Consider the following 21,638-nt stretch of genomic DNA (forward strand, 5'->3'; position numbering starts at 1 on the left):
CGTCGGGCAAAAAAAAGAGCGGCCCGGCGGGGTGCCGGGCCGCTCCTTCGGCGTCAGGACGCCTTCTTCTTGCGTAGTTCGTCGACGAACTTGATCAGATCGACCACCGGCTTGTAGGCGGCGTTGTCGACCGCCTGCCAGGGCTGGGCCTTGCCTTCATAGATCTTGTCGAAGGCGGCCTTGTCGTTCTTCTGGATCGAGAAGAAGGCATCGCGGATCTTCGCCTTCAGATCGTCCGGCAGGTCCGACAGATAGGCATAGGGCGAGTTCACGATGAGGTCGGACTTATAGACGATGCGGTAATCCGCGTATTTCGCCATCCCCTTGCGATCCATGCGCATGAGGTTGGATTCGTTCTCGTCGTTCCACCAGTTGAAGGCGGCGTCGCAGGTGCCCTGCTGAACGGCGATCACGGCGTTTTCGTGCGAGCCGGCATAGACCACCTTGCCGAAATAGGCGTCGGGGGTGATGCCCATCTTGCTGAGGGCGAAGCGCGGCACGTTGTTGCCGGAGGTGGAGTTGGGATCGACCAGGCAGAGGTTCTTGCCCTTCAGGTCCTCGATCGACTTGTAGGGGCTGTCGGCCTTCACATAGAGCACCGAATGATAGCCCTTGGTGCCGTCCTGGTTCACTTCGATCGCGAAGGCTTCGGTCTTCACGCCGGTGAGCAGCGCGCGGGCGAAGGAGGCCGGGCCGTAGGCGGCGATCTGGACGTTGCCGGCGCGCTGGCCTTCGATGACCGCCGCATAATCGTTGGCGACGCGCAGGGTCACCTTCACGCCGAGCTCCTTGGAGAGATAGTCCATGAGCGGCTGGTAGCGATCCGTGACGCCCGAGGCGTTCTCGGCCGGGATGACCGCGAACACCAGCTCGGGATACTTGGCCTTCCAATCCTGGGCGGCGGCGGCGCCGGCGAAGCCGGCCGAGAGCACCGCGGCGGTCGCCACGGTCATGAGGGTACGACGGGTCAGCATGTCTCGCTCCTTGAGGATGCGGGGTATGGAAAAACGCGGGGTATGGAAACGCTTGAAGTCACGCGTACGTCTTGGGAACCGCGCGCGGCGGGCCGCGCGAAGAGGATCGGGTCTCTGCACCACGCACGGGCGTGCCGGCAGGTGGCGGGCGGCTGCACGCGACACACTGGCGGCACGACCACATGGCGTGCACGTACGCGGGGGGCGCGCGCGGCACGCACCCCTTTCGAGCCCGGCGCGGAGGTCCCGCGGCCGGAGCGGCGCCGCCTCACACGGTGGCGGTTCCCGGCGCCAGGGCGCCTTCGAATTCGGGTTCGGCCGGGGCGCCTTCGAGGTCCATGACCTCGCCGGCCTCCAGCCCATAGAGTTCGCGCGCCACCCCTTCGGTGAGGGCTTCGGGCGCGCCGTCGAACACCACGCGGCCGCCCGCCATGCCCACCAGGCGGTCGCAATAGGTGCGCGCGAGATCGAGCGAGTGCAGGTTGCACATCACGGTGATGCCGAAATGCTTGTTGATGCGCAGCAGCGCGTCCATCACCACCTTGGTGTTGCGCGGGTCGAGCGAGGCGATGGGCTCGTCGGCCAGGATCAGCCCCGGCTCCTGCACCAGGGCGCGGGCGATGGCCACCCGCTGCTGCTGCCCGCCGGAGAGGCTGTCGGCGCGCTGGGCGGCGAGCTGGGCGATGTCGAATTGGTCGAGCGCGGTCAGGGCAATGGCCTTGTCCTGCTCGCTCCACACTTTGCTGAGGGCGCGCCAGCGGGGCATGGTGGACAGGCGGCCCATGAGCACGTTGGTGAGCACGTCGAGCCGGCCCACCAGGTTGAATTGCTGGAAGATCATGGCGGCCTGGGCGCGCCACAGCCTGAGGTCCCGGCCCTTGAGGGCGGTGACGTCGACGCCGTCGTAACGGATGGCGCCGCTGCTGGAATTCTGGAGGCGATTAATCATGCGCAGCAAGGTGGACTTGCCTGCGCCCGAACGGCCGATCACGCCGATAAAGGCGCCCTGACCGATCTCTAGGTTGACGTTCGACACGGCGACCTTATCGCCAAATCGGCAGGTCAGCCCTTCGATCACCATCATCGGTTTTGCTCCGGTGCTTACCGGGCAGATCCTTAGGGGTGCGCCGCAACAGTCTTATGACACTGGGGTGATCGGACGCCGCCGCAGCCTTGCAAATCCTTCAAGGCGAAGCTTCATAAATCTGTCACTGATGGCGCGAGGCTGCGTCACAGCTCAATTGTCGCAACAAAAAGACATTTAGGGTCAAAGACCTAGCGGACCGTCCGTCCGGCGCGGTGGCGGATCCTTCCCGAGGGGAAGATGGTGCGAACGCGATGGATAAAAAAATGCGCACCGCGGCAAGGGGGGCAGGACATGCGCGCGGATGGCGGAGGAGGCACGCGGCGCCGGAGAGTTCGTCTCCAGCGCCGCGCTGATCGACCTTGCCCTTCGTGATTTTTGGTCTTCTGCGAAGGCGGCTTGGGCGTGTGGCCAAACTCAGAACATGCCCAGGAGCACCGCGCCGATCACGGCAAAAGCGCTGCTCACTTTCAACACGTCGAGTATCGAGCCCAGGTCCACTTCCCAAGTCCTTTTTTGGTCGATCTCCGCGCGAAGCTTAACAAAGAAGAAAAAATGGAAAAGCAAATAACGCTGCCGCAGCGCGGTTGAATATTCTGCGCTGCAGCGCGCCTTTCAGAGAATTGAGCGATCCCGCACGCTTAGCAGTTTCGCACTGCACTTTGATGGATGCTGATATATTGTATTTCAGTTTTGGATCGCGCGTTCCACCAGCGCGGCGACGGTGAGGGCCGTGCGATCCCGCCCAAAACGCCCCACGACCTGCACCCCCATGGGCATGCCATTGGCGCCGGAAAGGCCGGTCACGTTCACCGTCGGGGTGCCCATCAGCGTCCACAGTCGGTTGAAGATGGCGGAACCGGTGGTGCCATAGCCTTCCGGCGCGGTGCCGGGGGCGGAGAAGGTGAGGATGGCGTCGTAATCGGCGAAGAAGTCGCCGAGCCGCTGGCGCGCCCGCTTGGCGGTGCGCCTTGCGCTATCATAGGCGTCCGGCTCGATCAGCGCCGCCTGCTCCAGATGGCGCGCCAGCAGCGGCGAGAGCATGTGGCGCAGCCGGTCGTATTCGTCCGCGAACGAAATGGCGGCCTCGAAATCCTGGATCGTCGTATGGATCGTATCGGCGGCTTCCAGTTCCGGCGGCAGGTCGATCTCGGTGACGCTCGCTCCGGCGGCGGCGACCGCGCGGGCGGCCGCGTCGAGCGCGGCATGGGCGTCGGCGTCGGCCTGGTCGGCGCGCGGCGTGCGGATCACGGCGATGCGCGGCGCCTGCGCCACCTCATTGCCGATATCGAGGTCGCGTCCGGTCATGCCGGCGACGGCGAAGGCCACGTCCTGCACCCGGGCGCCGAACAGGCCGATGGTGTCGAGATGCCAGGAAAAGGTCTTCATGCCCAAGGTCGGCAAGGTGCGGAAGGTGGGCTTGTAGCCGGTGACGCCGCAATAGGACGCCGGCCGCACCACCGAACCACCGGTCTGGGTGCCGATGGCGAACGGCACCATGCCGGCCGCGACCGCCGCCGCCGAGCCGGCGGAGGAGCCGCCCGGCGTATGGCTGAGGCGGTGCGGATTGCGCGTGCCGCTGGGCTGCAGGAAGGCGAATTCCGTGGTCACCGTCTTGCCCAGCAGCACCGCGCCGCCGCGCTTCGCCTGGGTCACCACCGGCGCGTCGGCCGCCGGCCGATGTCCCGCATAGGCGGGGGAATTATATTCGGTGGGCAGTTCGCGGGTGTCGAGGATGTCCTTCACCGCGAACGGCACGCCGGCCAGCGGGCGGTCGGCCCGGCCCGGCACCTGCGCGGCGGCGCGGGCCGCGTCGAGGTCGAGGGCCGCGAAGGCGCGCACGTCTTCCTCATGCTCGGCAATCGCCTGCGCGCACAAGTTCACAAGGTCGAGGGGCGTGAGGCGGCCGGATCGCACATCGTGGGCAAGGTCGCGGGCGAAAAGCATGGGAAGGTCTTTCTTTTTTGGTTCGCAGGCCTGGATAAGGTGAAGCGGCTTCAGGGCCGTGAGAGAATATGGCGACCGGTCCGGGCGGCTTCGTCATACACCCGGGTATCGCCCGGCCGCTCGGAATAGCAGGTCGACGCGACCACCGGCTTTCCCGCCGCGATCAGGTCCGACACGGTGACGAATCCATAGCCTTTCGCCCGCAGCGCCGGAATCAATTGCCGGAGAGCCTCGGCGGTGTGCTTGCCGCGCCCGTTGGCGTGCATCAGCACGATGGAGCCGGGGCGGATCGCACGCAGCATATTCTGCGCCATCAAAGTGGCACCGAGGAAGGCGGGATCGGCGGAATCCACGTCCCACTGGATCGCGAGATGGCCGGTCTCGTTCACATAGTTCATCGATTCGGCGCTGCACGAGCCGTAGGGAAAGCGGAACAAAGCGGGGCGCGCCGGCACCTTCGCCAGCATGCAGCCCGCCGTCGAGGCATCGGCGCGGGTGAGGGCGAAGGCGGTGTCGGCATCGTCCACCTGCCGGGTCATGGCCTCGCCGGTCTTCACCGCGAGATTGGCGTGGGACCAGGTGTGGTTGCCCATCTCGAATCCGGCGTCCCCCATGATCTGGGACGCCCGCTCGGGATGGCTGATCATCCATTTGCCGCCGCCGAAGAAGGTGGCGGGCACATGCTCGGCGCGCAGATAATCCACCAGGGCGCCGTCATAGCCGGAGACCTCGCCGGAGGCCTCGCACAGATCGAAGGTGAGGGCCACGAGCTTCACGCCCGGCGGCAGGTCGACGCGGCGGATCGAGCCGGACAGCGCGGCCGGGACCGGGCGCGCGGCGGGCAGGCGCACATCGGGCAGGGCGACCGGCGCGCCGGCCCGGCGCACCATCTCCTCGCCCGGCCGTGCACGCAGGGCATCGGGGGCATAGCAGACCGGGGCGGCGAGCGCCGGGGTCGCCGCCAGCAGAGCCAGCAGCGCACCGGTCAGGGTGCGGCCGGCGCGCGGGCGCCTTCGCCGGACGGCGCCGAGCGCCGAGCGCGATGGGGTGAAGGGCGGAAGGGTCTGGGAAGGGCGCGTCGGCAGAGGCATGGTGGCGCAGGAAGTGGCATGCTCCGTGCGGCCCCGCAAGACGCCTGCGCGCAAAGCTAGGGGCGTGGCCTTGCAGCCGGCGCGGCTTGCGGCGCGGGCCCGCTGCCCGTCGTACCTTGCGCCAGCCGGGGCGTCGGCTGAAGATCGCCCTCCGCTGGCGGATAGGAAGCAAAAGCGATGGCCCGCGATCCCGAGACGTCCCCGACCCGCGCCGGCGAGGCGCGCCTCGCCTTGGTCACCGGCGGCAATGGCGGGATCGGCCTGGAGTTCGCCCGCCTTCTGGCGCGCGACGGCTTCGCCCTGATCCTGGTCGCCCGCGACGCCGTGCGTCTCGAGGCAGCGGCGGCCGAGCTGCGGGCGGGCGGGGCGGGCGCGGTTTCCATTCGCGCCGCCGATCTTGCCGATCCCGCCGCGGTGGCGCAGCTCTGCCGCGAGGTGGAGCGCCTGGAACTCGACGTGCTGGTGAACAATGCCGGCTTCGGCGCCTACGGCCCGTTCGTCGATGCGGACGAAGCCCTGGCGCTCGCCATGATCGCCACCAATATCGCCGCCTTGACCGCGCTCACCCGCGCCGCGCTGCCGGGCATGGTGGCGCGCGGGCAGGGGCGGATCGTTCAGGTGGCCTCAACCGCCGCCTTCGCGCCGGGCCCGTTCGCCGCCGTCTATGCCGCCAGCAAGGCCTATGTGCTCTCTTTCTCCGAGGCGCTGAGCGAGGAATTGAGCGAGACCCGGATCGCCGTGACCGCGCTGTGCCCCGGCCCGACCCATACCGGCTTCGCCGCCCGTGCCGGCATGGGAGCGACGCGGGTGTTCCGCGCGCAGGTGGCCGATGCCGCCGCGGTGGCGCAGGCGGGCTATCGCGCCATGCTGGCGGGCAAAAGGGTGGAGGTGGTGGGCCCCGCGAACCGGCTGATGACGTTCGCGGTGCGCCTTCTGCCGCGCGGCCTGATCGCCCGCGTCAGCCGACGCGCCTATTCTACCACGCCGGAAATCTGAAGCCGGGCGCAGTCGGCTTCATGCGGCTTCTTCTGACGCGACCTTGGGGCAGGGGGGCGCGCCGGGCAGGGCCATCACCGGCGCTTGTCGCGCGCATCAGCAAAATCCATTTGTGCTGCAGGCCGATGCGCGCTAACGCCGCCGCATCCTCCCGAGCGGATGCGGCCATGAATCTCCTCTCCATCCAGTCCCATGTCGCCTACGGACACGTGGGGAACGCCTCCGCCGTATTCCCGCTGCAGCGCCTCGGGGTGGAGGTGTGGCCGATCCATACCGTGCAATTCTCCAATCACACCGGCTATGGCGCCTGGCGCGGGCAGGTGTTCGAGGCCGAGCTGGTGCTGGAATTGGTGGAGGGCATCGCCGAGCGCGGCCAACTCGCCGCCTGCGACGGGGTTCTTTCCGGCTATATGGGCTCGGCGGATCTCGGCGCGGCGATCCTCTCCAGCGTCGCCCGGGTGCGCGCCGAGAACCCGCGCGCCACCTATTGCTGCGATCCGGTCATCGGCGACGTGGGGCGCGGCATTTTCGTGCGGCCCGGCATTCCCGAATTCATGCGCGACGTGGCGGTGCCGGCGGCCGATGTCATCACCCCCAACCAGTTCGAGCTGGAATGGCTGACGGGACATCCGCTCGCGACGCGGGCCGAAGCGATCGCCGCCTGCACGCGGTTGCGCGACAGCGGGCCGAAGGTGGTGCTCGTGACCAGCCTGCACACCGCCGAAACCCCCGCCCAATCCATCGACCTCATGGCCTGCGGCCCCGAGGGCACATTCCTGGTGCGCACGCCGCGCCTCGACGTTTCCCTCAACGGGGCGGGCGATGCCATCGCGGCCCTGTTCTATTTCCACTGGATGCGCAGCGGCAGCGTGGCGGTGGCGCTGGGGGCGGCCGCCTCCTCGATCTATGGCGTGTTGCAGGCGACCCATAAGGCCGGGGCGCGCGAATTGTTGTTGGTGGCGGCGCAAGACGAGTTCGTGCGACCAAGCCACGTCTTCACGCCCGAGTTAGTTTAAGGCAAAACTGTGGCCAGTGCAGTGCGAGCCGTCGTCTCGCACCTGCCTCACCGGGTGATCCGCCATGCCGCGCCGTTATGTGACGCTCGATGTCTTCACCTCGCGCCCGTTCGGCGGCAACCCGCTGGCGATCGTACTGGATTCGGCGGGGCTGGACGACGCCGCCATGCAGCAGATCACCCGCGAGTTCAACGTTTCCGAAACGGTGTTCGTGCTGCCGCCGAAGGACCCCGCCCACCGCGCGCGGGTGCGCATCTTCACCACCGCCCATGAAATGCCGTTCGCCGGGCATCCCACCGTTGGCGCGGCGGTGCTGCTGGCGCTGGAAGACAAGCTCGCCAAGGGGGCGATGCGGCTGGAGGAGCAGATCGGCACCTTGATCTGCGACGTGACGAGCGATGCCTCCGGCGCCCGCAAGGGCAGTGCCACCTTCATCGTGCCCCGCCGCAGCACGCTGGAGGACGTGGACATCTCCCGCAAGGCCTGCGCGGACGCGCTCAATCTGAGCGTCAGCGACATCGGCTTCGATGCCCATCGCCCGGTGGTGGCCACGGCGGGCGTGCCGTTCCTGTTCGTGCCGATGGCCGACCTCACGGCGCTCGCCCGCGCCCGGCCGGACGAAGCGGCCTTCATCCGCAACCTCGGGTCCTATGGCGAGGCGCTCTATCTCTATACGCCGGACGAGGAGGGCGACGCGGATTTCCGTGCGCGCATGTTCTCGCCCGGCCTTGGAACGGAGGAGGATGCCGCCACCGGCGCCGCCGCCGCCGCCTTTCCGGCCGTGCTGCTGGACGCGGAGGCGCGGGTGGAGGGGAACCACAAGGTGCGCATCGACCAGGGCTTCGAGATGGGACGGCCGAGCCGCATCAATCTCGGCTTCACAGTCAAGGGCGGGCAGGTGACGGAAGCGACCATCGGCGGCAATGCGGTGGTGGTGGCGGAGGGCGTACTGCATCTTTGATGTCACGGCCCTGGGATACATGGCGAAAACCTGTACGCCCCACTTGGTTGGCGCCGGTGCGTAACTATGTGTGTTGCAACGCACTATTGCCGGCCGCAGGCCGCAAAGCAGGAGCCCCCCATGAGCGACGCGAAAGCCACGCTGTTCGACCCCTATCGCCTTGGTGACATGAGCCTTCCCAACCGCATCGTGATGGCGCCGCTGACGCGCAACCGCGCGCTGCCCGGCTTCGTGCCCGGCCCCCTGGCCGTGGAATACTACGCCCAGCGCGCGTCCGCCGGGCTGATCGTCACGGAAGCCACGCAGATTTCCCAGCAGGGGCAGGGCTATCAGGACACGCCGGGCATCTATAGCGCCGAGCAGGTGGCCGGCTGGAAGAAAGTGACGGACGCCGTCCATGCCAAGGGCGGCCATATCGTGGTCCAGCTCTGGCATGTGGGACGCGTCTCCCACGTTTCCCTCCAGCTCAACGGCGCCGCCCCGGTGGCGCCTTCGGCCATCATCGCCAAGACCAAGACCTTCGTGAACAACGGCTTTGTCGAGACCTCCGCACCCCGCGCCCTGGACCTCGCCGAAATTCCCGGCATCATCGCCGATTACCGCCGCGCCGCCGCCAATGCCATCGCCGCCGGTTTCGATGGGGTCGAGATCCACGCCGCCAACGGCTATCTGTTGGACCAGTTCCTCCGCGACGGCGCCAACAAGCGCACCGATGCCTATGGCGGCTCGATCGAAAACCGCGCCCGCCTGCTGCTGGAGGTGACGGCGGCGGTCATTGAGGAGATCGGCGCCAAGCGCACCGGTCTGCGCATGTCCCCGGTCACCCCGGCGAACGATTTGACCGACAGCAATCCCCAGCCGCTGTTCAACTATGCGGTGGAGGAGCTGGAGAAGTTGAAGCCGGTCTATATCCATGTGGTGGAGGGCGCCACCGGCGGCCCGCGCGATGTCGACCCGAGCTTCGATTTCGAGCAATTGCGCGCCCGCTATTCCGGCACCTGGATCACCAATAACGGCTATGACCTCGCGCTCGCGGAAAAGGTGCTGGCGGAAGGCAAGGCGGACCTGATCGCCTTCGGCCGCCCGTTCATCGCCAATCCGGACCTGGTGGCGCGCCTGCGCACCGGCGCGCCCCTGGCCGAAATGAAGCGCGAGACGCTCTATGGCGGCGGCGCCGAGGGCTATACCGACTATCCGGTGTTGGAACACGCATGACGCAGGCGGGGCGCAGATGGACACTTTGACCGTCCGCGCCCCGGCGCGTGTGGTGCCGGTCCGCCAGCTCGACATCCGCGTCGAGCCCGGCGTGTGGCATGAGGCGGAAGCCCACAGGCCGGAGATCGATGCCCATTTCGCCGCCCGCGTCGCGGCCAATCCCTTCTTGTGGAACGGCCGCGTCCTGGTGCTGCGGCGCTACACCCTCGAAGACGGCGTGCTCTGCGGCGCGTGCATCGAGATCGATTACGCGTCGTTCACCTGGTGGCGCGACCGGGACTGGCCCGATCTCGGCGTCTGGAACATCTTCGCCTTGCCGGCGCTGGAGGGGAGCGACGGCGTGTTCGTGATGGGGGAGATGGGTGCGCACACGGTGAATGCGGGGCGCGTGTTCTTTCCCGGCGGAACGCCCGACCTCAGCGACATCACCCCCTCCGGTGCGGTCGATCTCTACGGCTCGGTGCTGCGCGAGCTGGAGGAGGAGACCGGCCTTTCAGATGTCGGCGCCCGGCTGGGCGAGGGGTGGGAGGCCGTGTTCGACGGCGCCTATATCTGCCTCATGCGGCGCATGGTGTTCCCGCAAAGCGCCGCCGCGCTCGCCGAGAGGATCGACGCCTTCATCGCTGGCGAGAAGAAGCCCGAGCTCGCCCGCACGATCCTCGCAGCGGGCCCGCAAGATCTCGGGCCGCCCGTCGCCTCGTTCGCCGCCGATTATCTCCGGTGGCGCTGGGCGAGGGATTGAGCCCTGCCTGAAGCCGGCGGCCGCTGTCGGCAAAAGCTCTAACGCAAGGGCGGCTGGCCCCTCAGGGATAGCCGTAGCGCGCGCGGATGGCGGCGAGTTGGCTGCGCGATTCGCCATCCTTGCCGGCGGCGCAAGTGGCCTTGGGCGTGGCGAGGTCTGCCGAGATCCTGCGGAAGACACTCTGGTTGAGATTGCCGCTCGCGGCGTCCGCGTCCACCACCGTCTGGAAATTGGCGAGCGCCGAGGTGCAGCTTGCCGCACCGCCGGTGGAATCCGCCACGCCGCCGGTCGCGCTGGGCGCACGGGCGAGCGGCGGCGGGGAGGATGTGGTGGTGCAGGCGGATAGCAGCAATCCGGCAAGGGTGCAGGTGAGCAAGCGAGCCTTCATGGCGGTCTCCCGATGATCCCAGCGGAAGGGTGGCGCCTCGCGCGCCATGCCGCAAGGGCGTTCGCGGTGGCGGACACGTATCCGGGCCGAGCCTTGTGCGGGCGATGCAATTGGGTTATCAGGACCGTCCGAGAGCCATTGAGCGAGCCGCGAAACCGTGTCGTCCCCTTCGACGAACTGCGCAGGTCCCTCCTCCCGCACCCCATGGGTGGCGGGAAACGCTCTTATTCTGCGCGCGCTCCTTCTCCTTAGCCGCCCCTGAGGGCCGGCCGGGCGCTGCGCGCCTGGGCACTCAGGGGATCGGATCTGAACGAGACATCAGCGCAATTGCGGCCCCTTCTCCCTTAAGACGCCAGATGCGCGCGGGAGACCGGCCGAGACCCGAGAAGGACCGAGCCAATGACCGCTCATCATGAGACCTCGCATTCCGAAACGCCTGCGGCTTCCGATAAGGATCGCGTGGTCATCTTCGACACCACCTTGCGCGACGGCGAGCAATGCCCCGGCGCCTCCATGACCCTGGAAGAGAAGCTCCAGGTGGCGGAATTGCTGGACGAAATGGGCGTCGATGTGATTGAGGCGGGCTTCCCGATCGCCTCCATCGGCGATTTCGAATCGGTGGCCGAGATCGCCCGCCGCTCCAAGCGCGCCGTGATCGCCGGCCTCGCCCGCGCCATTCCCGGCGACATCGCCCGCGCCGGCGAAGCGGTGCGCCATGCCCGGCGCGGCCGCATCCATACCTTCGTCTCCACCTCGCCGATCCATCTGGAACACCAGATGCGCAAGACGCAGGAAGAGGTGCTGGAAATCATCACCGCCACCGTCACCCAGGCCCGCAACCTGGTGGAAGACGTGGAATGGTCGGCCATGGACGCCACCCGCACGCCGCTGGATTATCTCGCCCGCTGCGTGGACGCCGCCATCAAGGCCGGCGCCACCACCATCAACCTGCCCGACACGGTCGGCTATGCGACGCCGGACGAATATCGCACCATGTTCCGCACCATGCGCGAGACGGTGGCGAATGCCGACAAGGCGATCTTCTCCGTGCATTGCCACAATGATTTGGGCCTGGCGGTGGCGAATTCCCTCGCCGGCCTGGAAGGCGGGGCGCGGCAGATCGAATGCACCATCAACGGCATCGGCGAGCGCGCCGGCAATGCCGCCCTGGAAGAAGTGGTGATGGCGCTGACCGTGCGTCGGGACGTGCTGCCCTACACCACCGGTGTGCAGTCGCAGATGCTGACCCGCGCCTCCAAGCTGGTATCGGGCGTCACCTCGTTCCCGGTGCAGTACAACAAGGCCATCGTCGGGCGGAACGCCTTCTCCCACGAGAGCGGCATCCACCAGGACGGCATGCTGAAGCACAACCAGACCTATGAGATCATGACCCCCGAGAGCGTGGGCGTCACCAAGACCTCGCTGGTCATGGGCAAACATTCCGGCCGCGCCGCTTTCCGCGACAAGCTGAAGACCCTGGGCTACGAATTGGGCGAGAATGCCCTGAACGATGCCTTCACCCGCTTCAAGGACCTCGCCGACCGCAAGAAGGTGGTCTATGACGAGGACATCGAGGCGCTGGTGGATCGCGGCATCGCCGCCGCCTACGACCGCACCAAGCTGATTTCGCTCTCCGTCATCGCCGGCACCCACGGCCCGCAGCGCGCCACCATGAAGCTGGAGGTGGACGGCAAGGTGATGACCGAGGAGGCCGAGGGCAACGGCCCGGTGGATGCCACCTTCAACGCCATCAAGGCCCTGGTGCCCCATCACGCCAAGCTGGAACTCTATCAGGTCCATGCCGTCACCGAGGGCACGGACGCGCAGGCGGAAGTCTCCGTGCGCCTGGAGGAAGACGGCAAGGTGGTGACCGCCCGCGCCGCCGATCCCGATACTTTGGTCGCCTCGGCGCAGGCCTACATCACCGCCTTGAACAAGCTGGCGGTGAAGCGCAACAGCGTGAACGCGCAGGCCGCGGTGGGCTGATTTAAGCCCGCTTGGCATCGGCCAGCGGAACGACAGGCTAGAAACGAGAAGGGCCGGGCAATTTGCCCGGCCCTTTTCGTTATTTGCCGTCCTTGTCGGGAGCCCCACCGGGGCCATCTGGAGGTGCGCCGGGACCCCCGGGCGCTGGCTTGCCCTGCGGCGGGCGGGCCGCTGCTGGAGGTTGAGCGGCGGGGCGCTCCGGCGCCCGGTCCGCCTGGGGCGGACGCGGGGCCGCCGCTGCGGGTGGCGCAGCCGGTGCGGCCTGAGGAGGAGCGACGGCGGGGCGCTGGGGCGCCGGACGCTCCGGCGGGCGCTCGGCCTGGGGCGGCCGTTCCGGCGCGGCGGGACGTTCCGGGGTCGCTTCGCGCTCCCTCTGCGGCGGTCGCTGGGCCGGCTCGCTGCGCTCCGGGGCCGGTGGGGTCACCCGCTCCGGCGGCGCGCCGCGTTCGGCCGGCGGGGTTCGATCCGGCATGCGCTCGGGGCGATCCACCTGCGGCGGCTTCTGGGGCGCGGGTTGAGCGGCTGCGGGAGGCGGCGGTGTCGGGCGATCGGGCCGTTCCGCCTGGGGCGGACGTGGGGCATCAGGACGTGGGGCATCAGGACGTGGGGCGTCGGGACGTGGTGCACCGGGACGGGGTGCGCCGGCAGCCGGTGGGGTTTCCGGCCGCGCTGCTGCCGGAGGCGGTGGCGTCGGGCGATCGGGCCGCTCGGCCTGGGGCGGACGCGGGGCATCGGGACGCGGGGCGTCAGGACGCGGCGCATCGGGACGGGGTGCGCCGGGAGGCGGCGGGGTTTCCGGCCGCGCGGCAGCCGGAGGTGGCGGCGTCGGGCGATCGGGCCGCTCGGCACCCGGAGGTGACTGTGCGGGTCGGTTCGCCGGTCCACCCGGGGACGGCGGAGGAACCGCCTGGGGCACGGCCGCGGGGCCAGCCGGCGGGCGCGGATTGGGGGCCTCGGGCTTGGGCGCCTCCGGGCCCGGCGACTGGGCCGGGGTGGCAGCCGGCGTGCCGGCAGGCACGGTCGCGGGGAGGGCATCGGGGCGTTCGCGCTGCAGGCGCTGAATCACCTCGTCGGCGCGCTGCTGGCGCTGCTGGAAGACGTTGCGCTGGCTCTGCTCGCGCTGACGTATGGCCTGGCTGCGCTGCTGCTCGAACGCGCGGGCATCGCGCTCGGATTGCGACCAGCGCTGCTCCAGCGCGCCGCGCTCATCCTGCCGGAAGCGCTCGACGTCGCGTTGATAGGCCTGCGGGTCGCCACCCCAGCGCGTCTCGCGCAATTGCACGCGCTGCTGCACGCCGAGCACCGCCAGCAAGGCGGCCGAGGGGGCGGAAAGCCCCGATCCCTCGGTGCGCACATATTGGTTGATGACGATGCGCCGGTCGGGCGCGATCTCCCGGGAATAGCGCGGCGGCGCCACCACCGGCCCGCGTCGCACCAGCGGCCGGTAGACGCCGATATAGGTGCCGTTCGGGGCCACGAATTCCTCGCTGTAGCGATCCACATAGACCACCTGCCGCGTCACCACCGGCGTCGCCGAGACCCGGGCGATCTCCTGCTCGTCCACGAACCGCGTCATCACCGCGCCGTCGCGATAGACCGGATCATATTCGCGCGGGTCGCTCTCCAGCCACGCGCCGATCCCGGAGATCGGCTCGACGCGCAGCGCGAGGTCGGGGGCGGTGAGATAGCGGTCCTCCACGAACACCCAGCTTTCCGCCACCGGAACCTCGTAGCGCTTTGGCGCGCCATAGGCGAAGCCGGGCGCATCGGGGGCGATCGGCGCCCAGCCGGTACGTTCATCGCCGCGCCGCCATTTCACCCAGGCCGGCGCCCAGGTGTCGCCCGGCACCCAGAACCAGCCGTATTCGGGCTCATAGCTCCAGCGGCCGTAATGATAGGTGGCCCAGGCGAACGGCTCGCCCGATTCCCAATACCAGCCCGCCTCGGTCCAGATCCACCGGCCCTCCTGATAGGGCCGCCAGGAGGCGTCCAGGCCGGAGGGAATCCAGACATACTGATATTCGGGATGGGCGACCCAGGTGCCGTGCTCGGCGAGCGGGGCATAGAACACGTCGATGCTCACCCGCTCCTGCGGCCCGCCGCCTTGCTGCGCGGATGCCGCGCCCTGCGCCCATGCTGCGGTGGCCGGACCTTGGAGGAGAAAGCTCACCGCAAGGCCCGCGATCAAAAGCGGGCGAGAAATCTCGGTCATGCACATGCACTCCTATGCCTGTGTCGAAAACCACCCCCGTCCAAGCTAGTTCCCTCTGAAAAAATAGAAAAATGAGGCAAATCATAGACTTATTGATGGCGGTCCGTCGTTCGCCTGTTGTTTCCAGCACTTCTGAGGTTGTGTTGCAGTGCAACCTAAAATCTCCTCTGGGGAAGCTTCCGGGAAATAAGAGTAAAGTCGCGCTTGACTGGAACCCCGCCGACCTACTTCAACGTAAGCAGGGGAATGTTCTCGCCAATCAAAAACGCCCCGCCGCTTTCATGGAGGACCCTATGCGAATGAAACACGCACTTGTGGCCGCCGCCGCGATCCTCGGGCTGGCCGCAGGGCCGGCTGTCGCGCAGCAGGCCTATCCCACCCGCCCCATCACCATGGTCGTGCCGTTCGCGGCTGGCGGCCCCACCGACACGGTGGCGCGCCTGGTCGCCGAATCCATGTCGAAGACCCTCGGCCAGCAGGTGATCGTGGAGAATGTCGGCGGCGCGGGCGGCACCCGTGGCGCGGGACAGGTGGCGAAGGCCAATCCCGACGGCTACACCGTGCTGCTGCATCATATCGGACAGGCGACCTCGGCCTCGCTCTATCGCAAGCTGCCGTACAATGTGATCACCGATTTCGAGGATGTCGGCCTCGTAACCGCCGTGCCCATGACGCTGATCGCCAAGCCCGGCTTCGAGCCGAAGACCATCGCCGACGTGATCGAGTACGTGAAGAAGAACAAGGACAAGGTCACCTACGGCAATGCCGGCGTCGGCGCCGCCTCGCACCTGTGCGGCATGCTCTTCATGTCGGCCGTCGGCACCCAGATGACCACCGTTCCCTACCAGGGCACGGGCCCGGCCATGAACGATCTGGTCGGCGGCCAGATCGACCTGCTGTGCGACCAGACCACCAACACCACCGGCCAGATCAAGGGCGGCAAGGTGAAGGCCTATGCGGTCACCACCAAGGACCGCGTGAAGTCTCTGCCCGACCTGCCCACCATGCAGGAAAGCGGCTTGAAGGACTTCGAAGTCGCGGTGTGGCACGGCCTCTACGCGCCGAAGGGCACGCCCAAGGAGATCGTCGACAAGCTCAACGCGGCGCTGAACACGGCGCTGGAAGACCCCAAGGTGGTCGCCCGCTTCGCCGACCTCGGCACCGAGCCGGAGCCGAAGGATCGCCGCAGCCCGGCCTTCCACAAGCAGTTCCTGGCGGCGGAAGTCGCCAAGTGGAAGCCGGTGATCGAAGCCGCCGGCGTCTACGCGGACTGAGGATCGCCACAGGGTCGCACGGTCGACCCGTGTAACACGCGTCCGGCGGGCAAAGGCCTGCCGGACGTCTTTAAGTCCAGCGCATGCACAAATCCTCGCCACAGGCACGCTGACGTACGCCGCGCGGCTCCGGCCATGCCGTCGCAATCAAAACCAGGGAATGGGGTCGATGGGGTTCATCCGCAGTCCTAAGGACGTCTTGTCCGGCCTGTTGTTCATCGCGCTGGCGGTGATCTTCGGCCTGCAGACTCAGCAATTGGCCATGGGCACCGCGGTGCGGATGGGGCCGGGCTATTTCCCGCTCCTGCTCTCCGTGCTGATGGGAATTCTCGGCCTGATCGTGCTGATCAACGGCCTGCGGTTCGAGGGTGATCGCACCATATCGATCGCCTGGCGCGGCTTGATCCTGCTGACGGCGTGCACGGTGTTCTTCGGTGCCGCCATCCGCCCGCTCGGTTTTCTGCCGACGCTCGCCATAACGGTGTTCGTCTCCGCGCTCGCCAGCCGCAAGTTCCGCCCCCTCACCGCGCTCGCCATCACCGCTGTGATGGTGGTGTTCTGCTGGGCGGTGTTCATCGTCGGCCTCGGCCTGCCCCTGTCCCTGCTCGGCCCCTGGCTGGGCGGTTATTGAGGAGCGCGTCGTGGAACTCATCGACAATCTCAGCCTCGGCTTTTCCGTCGCGCTCTCGTTTCAGAACCTGTTCTACTGCTTCATCGGCGTGCTGCTGGGCACGCTGATCGGCGTGCTGCCGGGGCTCGGCCCCATCGCCACCATCGCCATGCTGCTACCGATCACCTTCGGCCTGCCGCCGGTGTCGGCGCTGATCATGTTGGCGGGCATCTATTACGGCGCCCAATATGGCGGCTCCACGACGGCGATCCTGATCAACCTGCCGGGCGAATCCTCCTCCGTGGTGACGGCCATCGACGGTCACCAGATGGCGCGCCAGGGACGGGCGGGGGCGGCGCTCGCCACCGCCGCGCTCGGCTCGTTCTTCGCCGGCACGGTCGCGACCTTCCTGCTGGCGGTGTTCGCCCCGCCGCTCGCCGACCTCGCGCTGCAATTCGGCCCGCCGGAATATTTCTCGCTGATGGTGCTCGGCCTCGTCGCCTCGGTGACGCTGGCCTCCGGCTCCATCGTGAAGGCGCTGGCGATGATCGTGCTCGGCCTGCTGCTGGGCCTTGCGGGTCAAGACATCTACACCGGCGTGCCGCGGTTCGATTTCGGCGTTCCCGATCTCGCCGACGGGTTCGATTTCGTGGCGCTGGCCATGGGCATGTTCGGCCTCGGCGAGATCATCCGCAATCTGGAGGACGAATCCCAGCGCAGCCTCGTCGCCGCCAAGGTGAAGAGCCTGATGCTGACCAAGGACGAGTTCAAGGCGATCATCGCGCCGGTGATCCGGGGCACGGTTCTCGGCTCGTTCCTGGGTATCCTGCCCGGCGGCGGCGCCATGCTCTCCTCCTTCGCGGCCTATTCCATCGAGAAGAAGATCTCCAAGACGCCCGGACGCTTCGGCAAGGGCGCGATCGAGGGCGTGGCGGGACCTGAGAGCGCCAACAATGCCGGCGCGCAGACCTCCTTCATCCCGATGCTGACCCTTGGCATCCCCTCCAACCCGGTGATGGCGCTGATGATCGGCGCGCTGATCATCCAGGGCATCACGCCCGGGCCGAACGTGGTGACGGAAAAGCCCGACCTGTTCTGGGGCGTCATCGCCTCCATGTGGATCGGCAATTTCATGCTGGTGCTGCTGAACCTGCCGTTGATCGGCATCTGGGTTCGGCTGCTCACCGTACCGTACCACATCCTGTTTCCGGCCATCGTCGCGTTCTGCTGCATCGGCGTCTACAGCGTGAACAACAACACGTTCGACGTATACACCATGGCCCTGTTCGGGGTGCTGGGCTACGTGCTGGTGAAGCTGGAGTGCGAGCCGGCGCCGCTGCTGCTGGGCTTCGTCATCGGCCCGATGCTGGAGGAATATCTGCGCCGGGCGATGCTGATCTCGCGCGGCGATCCCACCGTGTTCGTCACGCGCCCGATCTCGGCGGTGCTGCTGTTCCTGGCGGCGGCAGCCCTGGTGGTGGTGGTGCTGCCCTCGGTGCAGAAGACCCGCGAAGAGGCCTTCAAGGAATGAGAAAACGCCGCCCCGCAAAAGGGCGGCGTTTTCCACAGGCAGCGCTGGACAGGGCAAAACAGCTCTGCTACACGACCACCTCCCGACGAGGACATGTCCTCGCGACGGGCGCATAGCTCAGTTGGTAGAGCAGCTGACTCTTAATCAGCGGGTCCTAGGTTCGAGCCCTAGTGCGCCCACCACTCCCCAAAACGTCGTGCGGGTGTTGGTGCTTCCCAGGCCAGGGATTGAGATCACTTGATATCTGCGGCACCGTAAACGCGGGACCTTGAACGCTTCCTAGCACCCCTCATGCTTCCTCAGCGCGCACCGCCACGCATGGGCGAAGCCGCATCCCTCGGCGGCAGGTTTGCCGGCAGGTCCAGATCGCCTCCTGCGTCGCCCCATGTTGCGGGAGTTCCGGCGCCGGCCGCCTCGCATGCCCACGTGGCATTGCGTCCGGCCGAAAGGTTCGAGGCACATGCGTTTGTGAGGTAGGTTGGGGAGGGGATGACGGCCGAGGAGGCGCCGCTGCGAAACGTGGATTTCAGCTCCTGGGAGAGCTTGCTCGTGACGCTGATCGGCTTGGCTTTGGTCACGCTGATCGGCGTCGGCATTCGGCTGGTGATCATGTTCACCGTTCAGCAGCGCCGCGAGCGCATGAACCGCCAGATCAATGAGCGCCTGCGCACGCTGATTGCGGCCTACAAGACGCTCGGGGGATCCTTCACCGGGGATCTCACGGTCGACCCGACCCACCTGCGTGAGCTGCGCCGGCGCGATGACCCTGTTGCCGAGAGCGACGCCTTGGGCATCCTCGATACCCCCGTGGGTTCGGACCGGGCGCGGCGTGTCCGGGACGCGGTGGAAGCCGCCTTGTCCGACGTCATCCTGCTCGGCACCGACGAGCAGGTTCGCTTGGCGGCGCGGGCGGTGCGGGAACTCGTCGCCGGCCGCCCCGTGCAGACGCATGAACTGGTGATCTCGCTGCGCGACTTCGTCCGCGCGGCCCTCGATCTCGCTCCGGTTCCCGGCGACCTCGATCTTCCGATGCAAGGCCCGACGCGCCCATCCGGCAGCGGCGCGAAGGGAAAATCCGAGCGCGGAGCCGACGAGGCCCGGCGCGGCGGCGGCGACAAGGGATCGGGCGGCGGAATGGCAGGGGGCGGAATGGCCGGCGGCGGTGGCGTGGGCATCGGCATCGGGATTGGAGGCCAGGGAGGTTCCCTCGCGCGGCCTGAAAATCGCTTGCCGCCGGACGATGACGAGAATTAGCCGCAACGCCGGTGCCGCATGCCCGCAAGGCGCCATGGCCGAGCCAAATTCATCGGCCCGGCCACGATACGGCTAGCGCGTGGCGTTCAGGATGCTGGAAATAATCCCGCTGGTGATGCCGGCGAGGATGTAATTGTTCCCGTCGCGAACCCAGTGATAGCCGCGCGGGGGTTGGCGCAGTCCGTGCTTACGATAATCGTTGACGGCATAGCCGCGGCCATGCGGCATCCGCCCGCCCTTCTTGCGCCAAGCATAGGGATTGGCCTTCGGCGGCGCCCGGTGATAGCCCGGATTTCCTTGCGGGCCCGGATTTCCATGCGCTCCGGGAGGCGGGCCTGGCTGGCGATAGCCGGGTTGTCCATAAGGGGTCTGCGCCTGGGCGCTCGAGATCGTGGCGAGGGGGGCTGCAACCACCATGATCGCAGCGAAAATTGCTATTGGATTCCGCATCTAGAACCTTCCGATGAGGGAGTCGCGCCGACGCACAGAAGCCGGCGCAGAAACACAACTGTCCCGCCTCTGGAGAGGTTCCTGTTTTCGTTAGGTTAGGCGTGAGCCGGACCACGTCGCGGAGCCGAGGTGCGAACACCGGAAGAGAGGGGCCGTGCCAAGGGCGAGGACTTCGGCGGCTCTTGCGGCACAGGACGCGAGGACCGTGTCAAGTCGCCCGCCGGGCGGCACTCAAGGCCGCCAGACCATCCTTTGATGGATCTCGTCGCCGCCTTCTGCCAGCCGAAACCCCAGCCGGTGGTAAAGCCTGGCCGCCGGATTGCCCAGGGCCACGCTGAGGCTCACGCTTTGGCCACGGGCGGCGGCCGCCGTGCACACCGCGCGCAGCAGCGCGGTTCCGAGACCGGAATTGCGGCAGGCCGGCACGAGCGCAATATCCACCACACGTACCTCATTCTCGCGCGTGAACAGGTGCAACAGGCCGACCGGCGCGCCGGCTTGCTCGACGATGTCCCGCATGCCACCGGCATAATGAACCGCATAATGGCGCTGCTGGAAGCGGTACTGGTCCGCCAGGAAGGGGCGCAACTGCGCCTCAGGCCAGCCGGCGGGCGCCATGACTTCACGGCGAACACTGATGAACAGCCCTTCGAGGAAGGCCTCGTCGCCCGCCCGCGCGGCGCGGCGCTGCACGCCGGGCGGGAGGGTCAGAGGGGGCCGGCTTATGCTTTGCATCCGCTCAATCCGGAACCGGATACTCGCCCAAAATGCAGATGCAGAAGTTGAGGCCGAGCACCGGCTGCGCATTGCCATGGGGTTGGCCGCCGCCCTGCGGCATGATGCTCGAAGCGTTGAGCGTGGTGTTGGGGGCGGCGGGGGTCTGCGTGGTTGCCCAGTTGGTCCCGGTCGTCGGGGTCGTAAGAAAGGTCACCGCAGCGGGATAGCTGGTGCTGCTCGGACCGCTGCTCTTGTTGGAATGATCGCCCGGGATATTTACCCGATGCGTGACGTGGTTGTGGCTCGGCATCTGCGCCGGTTGGAGCGTCACCTCGGGAACGCCCAGGCGGGTGCCGCGCTGGTAGAGCTGCCCGCCCTGGAGGGCTTGGCCGGTGCAGACAGCGGCGGTGCCGCGCAGGTCCGGCAGGGTGAACGTTGTCGTCCCATTGCCACCAAAATTGGTGCCGATCACGGAATATAGTGCCTGCTGGGCCGCGATCGGCAAAGTTTGCCCGTGGCAAAGCATCCAGCTTTCTGTCGGATAATCAAATCCAAATAAACGGACTTCACCGATGTAGCCATCCATTTTCGACTCCCAGTGTTTGCTTGTGGGATTATCCTGCGTTCAACTGAAGCTCGGGAATATTCCCTGCAAGGCGATGATGTAATTGATGCCAAGCACGGGCATGATATTGCTGTGCGGGGCGTTGCCACCGGCGTCCGAAATAGCGACCGCGGCGAAGTCGTCGTCGGTGGTCGTGCCGGAGGACGGCGGGTTGGTGTAGGGCTTGAAACTGCTGGGCATGGTGGCGAACATCCGGGTCGGATCCGGCGTCCGGCTGGTGCCCATGTCGGTGCTGGCTTGCAATACATGGGTGTGCGCGGGCATCTCATTGAGCGCGAGCGTGACCTGTTCCACGCCGAACGAGGCGGCAAGGGCGCGCGGCGTTAGGGAGGGGCCTTGTCCCACACCCATGGGGACGCGGCCGTTCAGCTGCGGCAGCTTGAAGTTCTGAATGCCATCCCCGCCATAGGTCGCGCCGATGAGGCTAAATAGTGCCTCGTGGCCTGCGATCGGGAGCAAGGGGCCGTTGCAGAATGCCCAATTGCGAGGCGGGTTGATGCCTGCAAACATCCGGATCTCGCCGACATAATATTCAGACATCCTGTTTCCTTTCTTTGATGTGGGC

At 67.3% G+C, this 21,638-nt stretch carries 21 protein-coding genes and 1 tRNA gene; 12 read left to right on the top strand and 10 right to left on the bottom strand.

Translation table 11 applies throughout. The features are described 5' to 3' along the window. Positions 1–53 precede the first annotated feature (53 nt). On the bottom strand, positions 54–974 hold the full coding sequence (gene phnD / locus V5F77_RS12200; protein ID WP_429005625.1) for a phosphonate ABC transporter substrate-binding protein: 921 nt from the start codon (positions 972–974) through the stop codon (positions 54–56). Positions 975–1,242: 268 nt separating this feature from the next. Next, positions 1,243–2,058, bottom strand: coding sequence for a phosphonate ABC transporter ATP-binding protein (gene phnC, locus V5F77_RS12205; protein WP_429005626.1), 816 nt, complete (start codon positions 2,056–2,058; stop codon positions 1,243–1,245). 304 nt (positions 2,059–2,362) lie between these two features. Here phnC and V5F77_RS12210 point away from each other — a divergent pair, with 304 nt between their 5' ends. Next, the gene (locus tag V5F77_RS12210; protein ID WP_429005627.1) at positions 2,363–2,629 is read left to right on the top strand and encodes a hypothetical protein; all 267 of its coding nucleotides are present in this window, start codon (positions 2,363–2,365) and stop codon (positions 2,627–2,629) included. Between the two features lie 116 nt (positions 2,630–2,745). Here the strand turns inward: V5F77_RS12210 and V5F77_RS12215 are convergent, their stop codons facing one another. Together V5F77_RS12215 and V5F77_RS12220 are read right to left on the bottom strand one after the other, a co-directional pair. Further along, complete coding sequence (locus tag V5F77_RS12215) at positions 2,746–4,005, bottom strand: amidase (protein ID WP_429005628.1); 1,260 nt, start codon at positions 4,003–4,005, stop codon at positions 2,746–2,748. Between the two features lie 50 nt (positions 4,006–4,055). Beyond that, positions 4,056–5,096 carry a polysaccharide deacetylase family protein gene (locus tag V5F77_RS12220; RefSeq protein ID WP_429005629.1) on the bottom strand — a complete coding sequence of 347 codons (1,041 nt, stop codon included), beginning with the start codon at positions 5,094–5,096 and terminating at the stop codon, positions 4,056–4,058. Between the two features lie 177 nt (positions 5,097–5,273). Here V5F77_RS12220 and V5F77_RS12225 point away from each other — a divergent pair, with 177 nt between their 5' ends. The 5 genes from V5F77_RS12225 to V5F77_RS12245 all read left to right on the top strand — a co-directional run bounded on the left by V5F77_RS12225 (position 5,274) and on the right by V5F77_RS12245 (position 10,026). Further along, complete coding sequence (locus V5F77_RS12225) at positions 5,274–6,092, top strand: SDR family NAD(P)-dependent oxidoreductase (RefSeq protein ID WP_429005630.1); 819 nt, start codon at positions 5,274–5,276, stop codon at positions 6,090–6,092. A gap of 167 nt (positions 6,093–6,259) precedes the next feature. Further along, entirely contained in the window at positions 6,260–7,108 is an 849-nt protein-coding gene (pdxY, locus tag V5F77_RS12230; protein ID WP_429005631.1) for a pyridoxal kinase PdxY, read from the top strand. A gap of 64 nt (positions 7,109–7,172) precedes the next feature. Then, positions 7,173–8,069 (top strand): PhzF family phenazine biosynthesis protein, encoded by an 897-nt coding sequence (locus tag V5F77_RS12235; RefSeq protein WP_429005632.1) that lies wholly within the window; start codon positions 7,173–7,175, stop codon positions 8,067–8,069. A 120-nt stretch (positions 8,070–8,189) separates the two neighbouring features. Beyond that, entirely contained in the window at positions 8,190–9,284 is a 1,095-nt protein-coding gene (locus tag V5F77_RS12240; RefSeq protein ID WP_429005633.1) for an alkene reductase, read from the top strand. A gap of 16 nt (positions 9,285–9,300) precedes the next feature. Then, positions 9,301–10,026, top strand: coding sequence for an NUDIX hydrolase (locus V5F77_RS12245; protein WP_429005634.1), 726 nt, complete (start codon positions 9,301–9,303; stop codon positions 10,024–10,026). Between the two features lie 61 nt (positions 10,027–10,087). Here the strand turns inward: V5F77_RS12245 and V5F77_RS12250 are convergent, their stop codons facing one another. Continuing rightward, positions 10,088–10,414: a hypothetical protein gene (locus V5F77_RS12250; RefSeq protein WP_429005635.1), complete on the bottom strand. Its 327-nt coding sequence runs from the start codon at positions 10,412–10,414 to the stop codon at positions 10,088–10,090. A gap of 399 nt (positions 10,415–10,813) precedes the next feature. On the opposite strand from V5F77_RS12250, the gene V5F77_RS12255 reads away from it, so the two are divergent. Further along, positions 10,814–12,400 (top strand): 2-isopropylmalate synthase, encoded by a 1,587-nt coding sequence (locus V5F77_RS12255; RefSeq protein ID WP_429005636.1) that lies wholly within the window; start codon positions 10,814–10,816, stop codon positions 12,398–12,400. A 79-nt stretch (positions 12,401–12,479) separates the two neighbouring features. Here V5F77_RS12255 and V5F77_RS12260 read toward each other — a convergent pair whose 3' ends face one another. Beyond that, on the bottom strand, positions 12,480–14,612 hold the full coding sequence (locus tag V5F77_RS12260; RefSeq protein WP_429005637.1) for a DUF6600 domain-containing protein: 2,133 nt from the start codon (positions 14,610–14,612) through the stop codon (positions 12,480–12,482). Between the two features lie 293 nt (positions 14,613–14,905). On the opposite strand from V5F77_RS12260, the gene V5F77_RS12265 reads away from it, so the two are divergent. The 5 genes from V5F77_RS12265 (at position 14,906) to V5F77_RS12285 (ending at position 19,281) form a co-directional block, all read left to right on the top strand. Beyond that, positions 14,906–15,886: a tripartite tricarboxylate transporter substrate binding protein BugD gene (locus tag V5F77_RS12265; RefSeq protein WP_429005638.1), complete on the top strand. Its 981-nt coding sequence runs from the start codon at positions 14,906–14,908 to the stop codon at positions 15,884–15,886. A gap of 169 nt (positions 15,887–16,055) precedes the next feature. Beyond that, complete coding sequence (locus tag V5F77_RS12270) at positions 16,056–16,517, top strand: tripartite tricarboxylate transporter TctB family protein (protein WP_429005639.1); 462 nt, start codon at positions 16,056–16,058, stop codon at positions 16,515–16,517. A 10-nt stretch (positions 16,518–16,527) separates the two neighbouring features. Beyond that, positions 16,528–18,027 carry a tripartite tricarboxylate transporter permease gene (locus V5F77_RS12275; protein ID WP_429005640.1) on the top strand — a complete coding sequence of 500 codons (1,500 nt, stop codon included), beginning with the start codon at positions 16,528–16,530 and terminating at the stop codon, positions 18,025–18,027. 106 nt (positions 18,028–18,133) lie between these two features. Beyond that, positions 18,134–18,209: transfer RNA gene (locus V5F77_RS12280), tRNA-Lys, on the top strand. A gap of 307 nt (positions 18,210–18,516) precedes the next feature. Then, a complete protein-coding gene (locus V5F77_RS12285) occupies positions 18,517–19,281 on the top strand; it encodes a hypothetical protein (protein WP_429005641.1) in 765 nt (254 codons plus the stop codon). Between the two features lie 72 nt (positions 19,282–19,353). Here the strand turns inward: V5F77_RS12285 and V5F77_RS12290 are convergent, their stop codons facing one another. The 4 genes from V5F77_RS12290 to V5F77_RS12305 form a co-directional block, all read right to left on the bottom strand. Next, positions 19,354–19,731 (bottom strand): RcnB family protein, encoded by a 378-nt coding sequence (locus tag V5F77_RS12290; protein ID WP_429005642.1) that lies wholly within the window; start codon positions 19,729–19,731, stop codon positions 19,354–19,356. A gap of 231 nt (positions 19,732–19,962) precedes the next feature. Further along, positions 19,963–20,424, bottom strand: a complete 462-nt coding sequence (locus tag V5F77_RS12295) for a GNAT family N-acetyltransferase (RefSeq protein ID WP_429005643.1) — start codon at positions 20,422–20,424, stop codon at positions 19,963–19,965. Between the two features lie 46 nt (positions 20,425–20,470). Further along, on the bottom strand, positions 20,471–21,034 hold the full coding sequence (locus V5F77_RS12300) for a phage tail protein (RefSeq protein WP_429005644.1): 564 nt from the start codon (positions 21,032–21,034) through the stop codon (positions 20,471–20,473). Positions 21,035–21,073: 39 nt separating this feature from the next. Continuing rightward, positions 21,074–21,613: a phage tail protein gene (locus V5F77_RS12305; RefSeq protein WP_429005645.1), complete on the bottom strand. Its 540-nt coding sequence runs from the start codon at positions 21,611–21,613 to the stop codon at positions 21,074–21,076. Between the last annotated feature and the right edge of the window lie 25 nt (positions 21,614–21,638).

Origin of the sequence: Roseixanthobacter psychrophilus, from assembly GCF_043195195.1 — a bacterium.
Lineage (GTDB): Bacteria > Pseudomonadota > Alphaproteobacteria > Rhizobiales > Xanthobacteraceae > NCEH01.

Bases quoted from the DNA above. Each gene is read 5' to 3' on its own strand.
- pdxY (WP_429005631.1), top strand. From the start codon at position 6,260: ATGAATCTCCTCTCCATCCAGTCCCATGTCGCCTACGGACACGTGGGG.
- V5F77_RS12290 (WP_429005642.1), bottom strand. From the start codon at position 19,731: ATGCGGAATCCAATAGCAATTTTCGCTGCGATCATGGTGGTTGCAGCC.
- V5F77_RS12305 (WP_429005645.1), bottom strand. From the start codon at position 21,613: ATGTCTGAATATTATGTCGGCGAGATCCGGATGTTTGCAGGCATCAAC.
- V5F77_RS12225 (WP_429005630.1), top strand. From the start codon at position 5,274: ATGGCCCGCGATCCCGAGACGTCCCCGACCCGCGCCGGCGAGGCGCGC.
- phnC (WP_429005626.1), bottom strand. From the start codon at position 2,058: ATGATGGTGATCGAAGGGCTGACCTGCCGATTTGGCGATAAGGTCGCC.
- V5F77_RS12235 (WP_429005632.1), top strand. From the start codon at position 7,173: ATGCCGCGCCGTTATGTGACGCTCGATGTCTTCACCTCGCGCCCGTTC.
- V5F77_RS12240 (WP_429005633.1), top strand. From the start codon at position 8,190: ATGAGCGACGCGAAAGCCACGCTGTTCGACCCCTATCGCCTTGGTGAC.
- V5F77_RS12250 (WP_429005635.1), bottom strand. From the start codon at position 10,414: ATGAAGGCTCGCTTGCTCACCTGCACCCTTGCCGGATTGCTGCTATCC.
- V5F77_RS12260 (WP_429005637.1), bottom strand. From the start codon at position 14,612: ATGACCGAGATTTCTCGCCCGCTTTTGATCGCGGGCCTTGCGGTGAGC.
- V5F77_RS12265 (WP_429005638.1), top strand. From the start codon at position 14,906: ATGCGAATGAAACACGCACTTGTGGCCGCCGCCGCGATCCTCGGGCTG.
- V5F77_RS12215 (WP_429005628.1), bottom strand. From the start codon at position 4,005: ATGCTTTTCGCCCGCGACCTTGCCCACGATGTGCGATCCGGCCGCCTC.
- phnD (WP_429005625.1), bottom strand. From the start codon at position 974: ATGCTGACCCGTCGTACCCTCATGACCGTGGCGACCGCCGCGGTGCTC.
- V5F77_RS12245 (WP_429005634.1), top strand. From the start codon at position 9,301: ATGGACACTTTGACCGTCCGCGCCCCGGCGCGTGTGGTGCCGGTCCGC.
- V5F77_RS12220 (WP_429005629.1), bottom strand. From the start codon at position 5,096: ATGCCTCTGCCGACGCGCCCTTCCCAGACCCTTCCGCCCTTCACCCCA.
- V5F77_RS12210 (WP_429005627.1), top strand. From the start codon at position 2,363: ATGGCGGAGGAGGCACGCGGCGCCGGAGAGTTCGTCTCCAGCGCCGCG.
- V5F77_RS12270 (WP_429005639.1), top strand. From the start codon at position 16,056: ATGGGGTTCATCCGCAGTCCTAAGGACGTCTTGTCCGGCCTGTTGTTC.
- V5F77_RS12300 (WP_429005644.1), bottom strand. From the start codon at position 21,034: ATGGATGGCTACATCGGTGAAGTCCGTTTATTTGGATTTGATTATCCG.
- V5F77_RS12255 (WP_429005636.1), top strand. From the start codon at position 10,814: ATGACCGCTCATCATGAGACCTCGCATTCCGAAACGCCTGCGGCTTCC.
- V5F77_RS12285 (WP_429005641.1), top strand. From the start codon at position 18,517: ATGACGGCCGAGGAGGCGCCGCTGCGAAACGTGGATTTCAGCTCCTGG.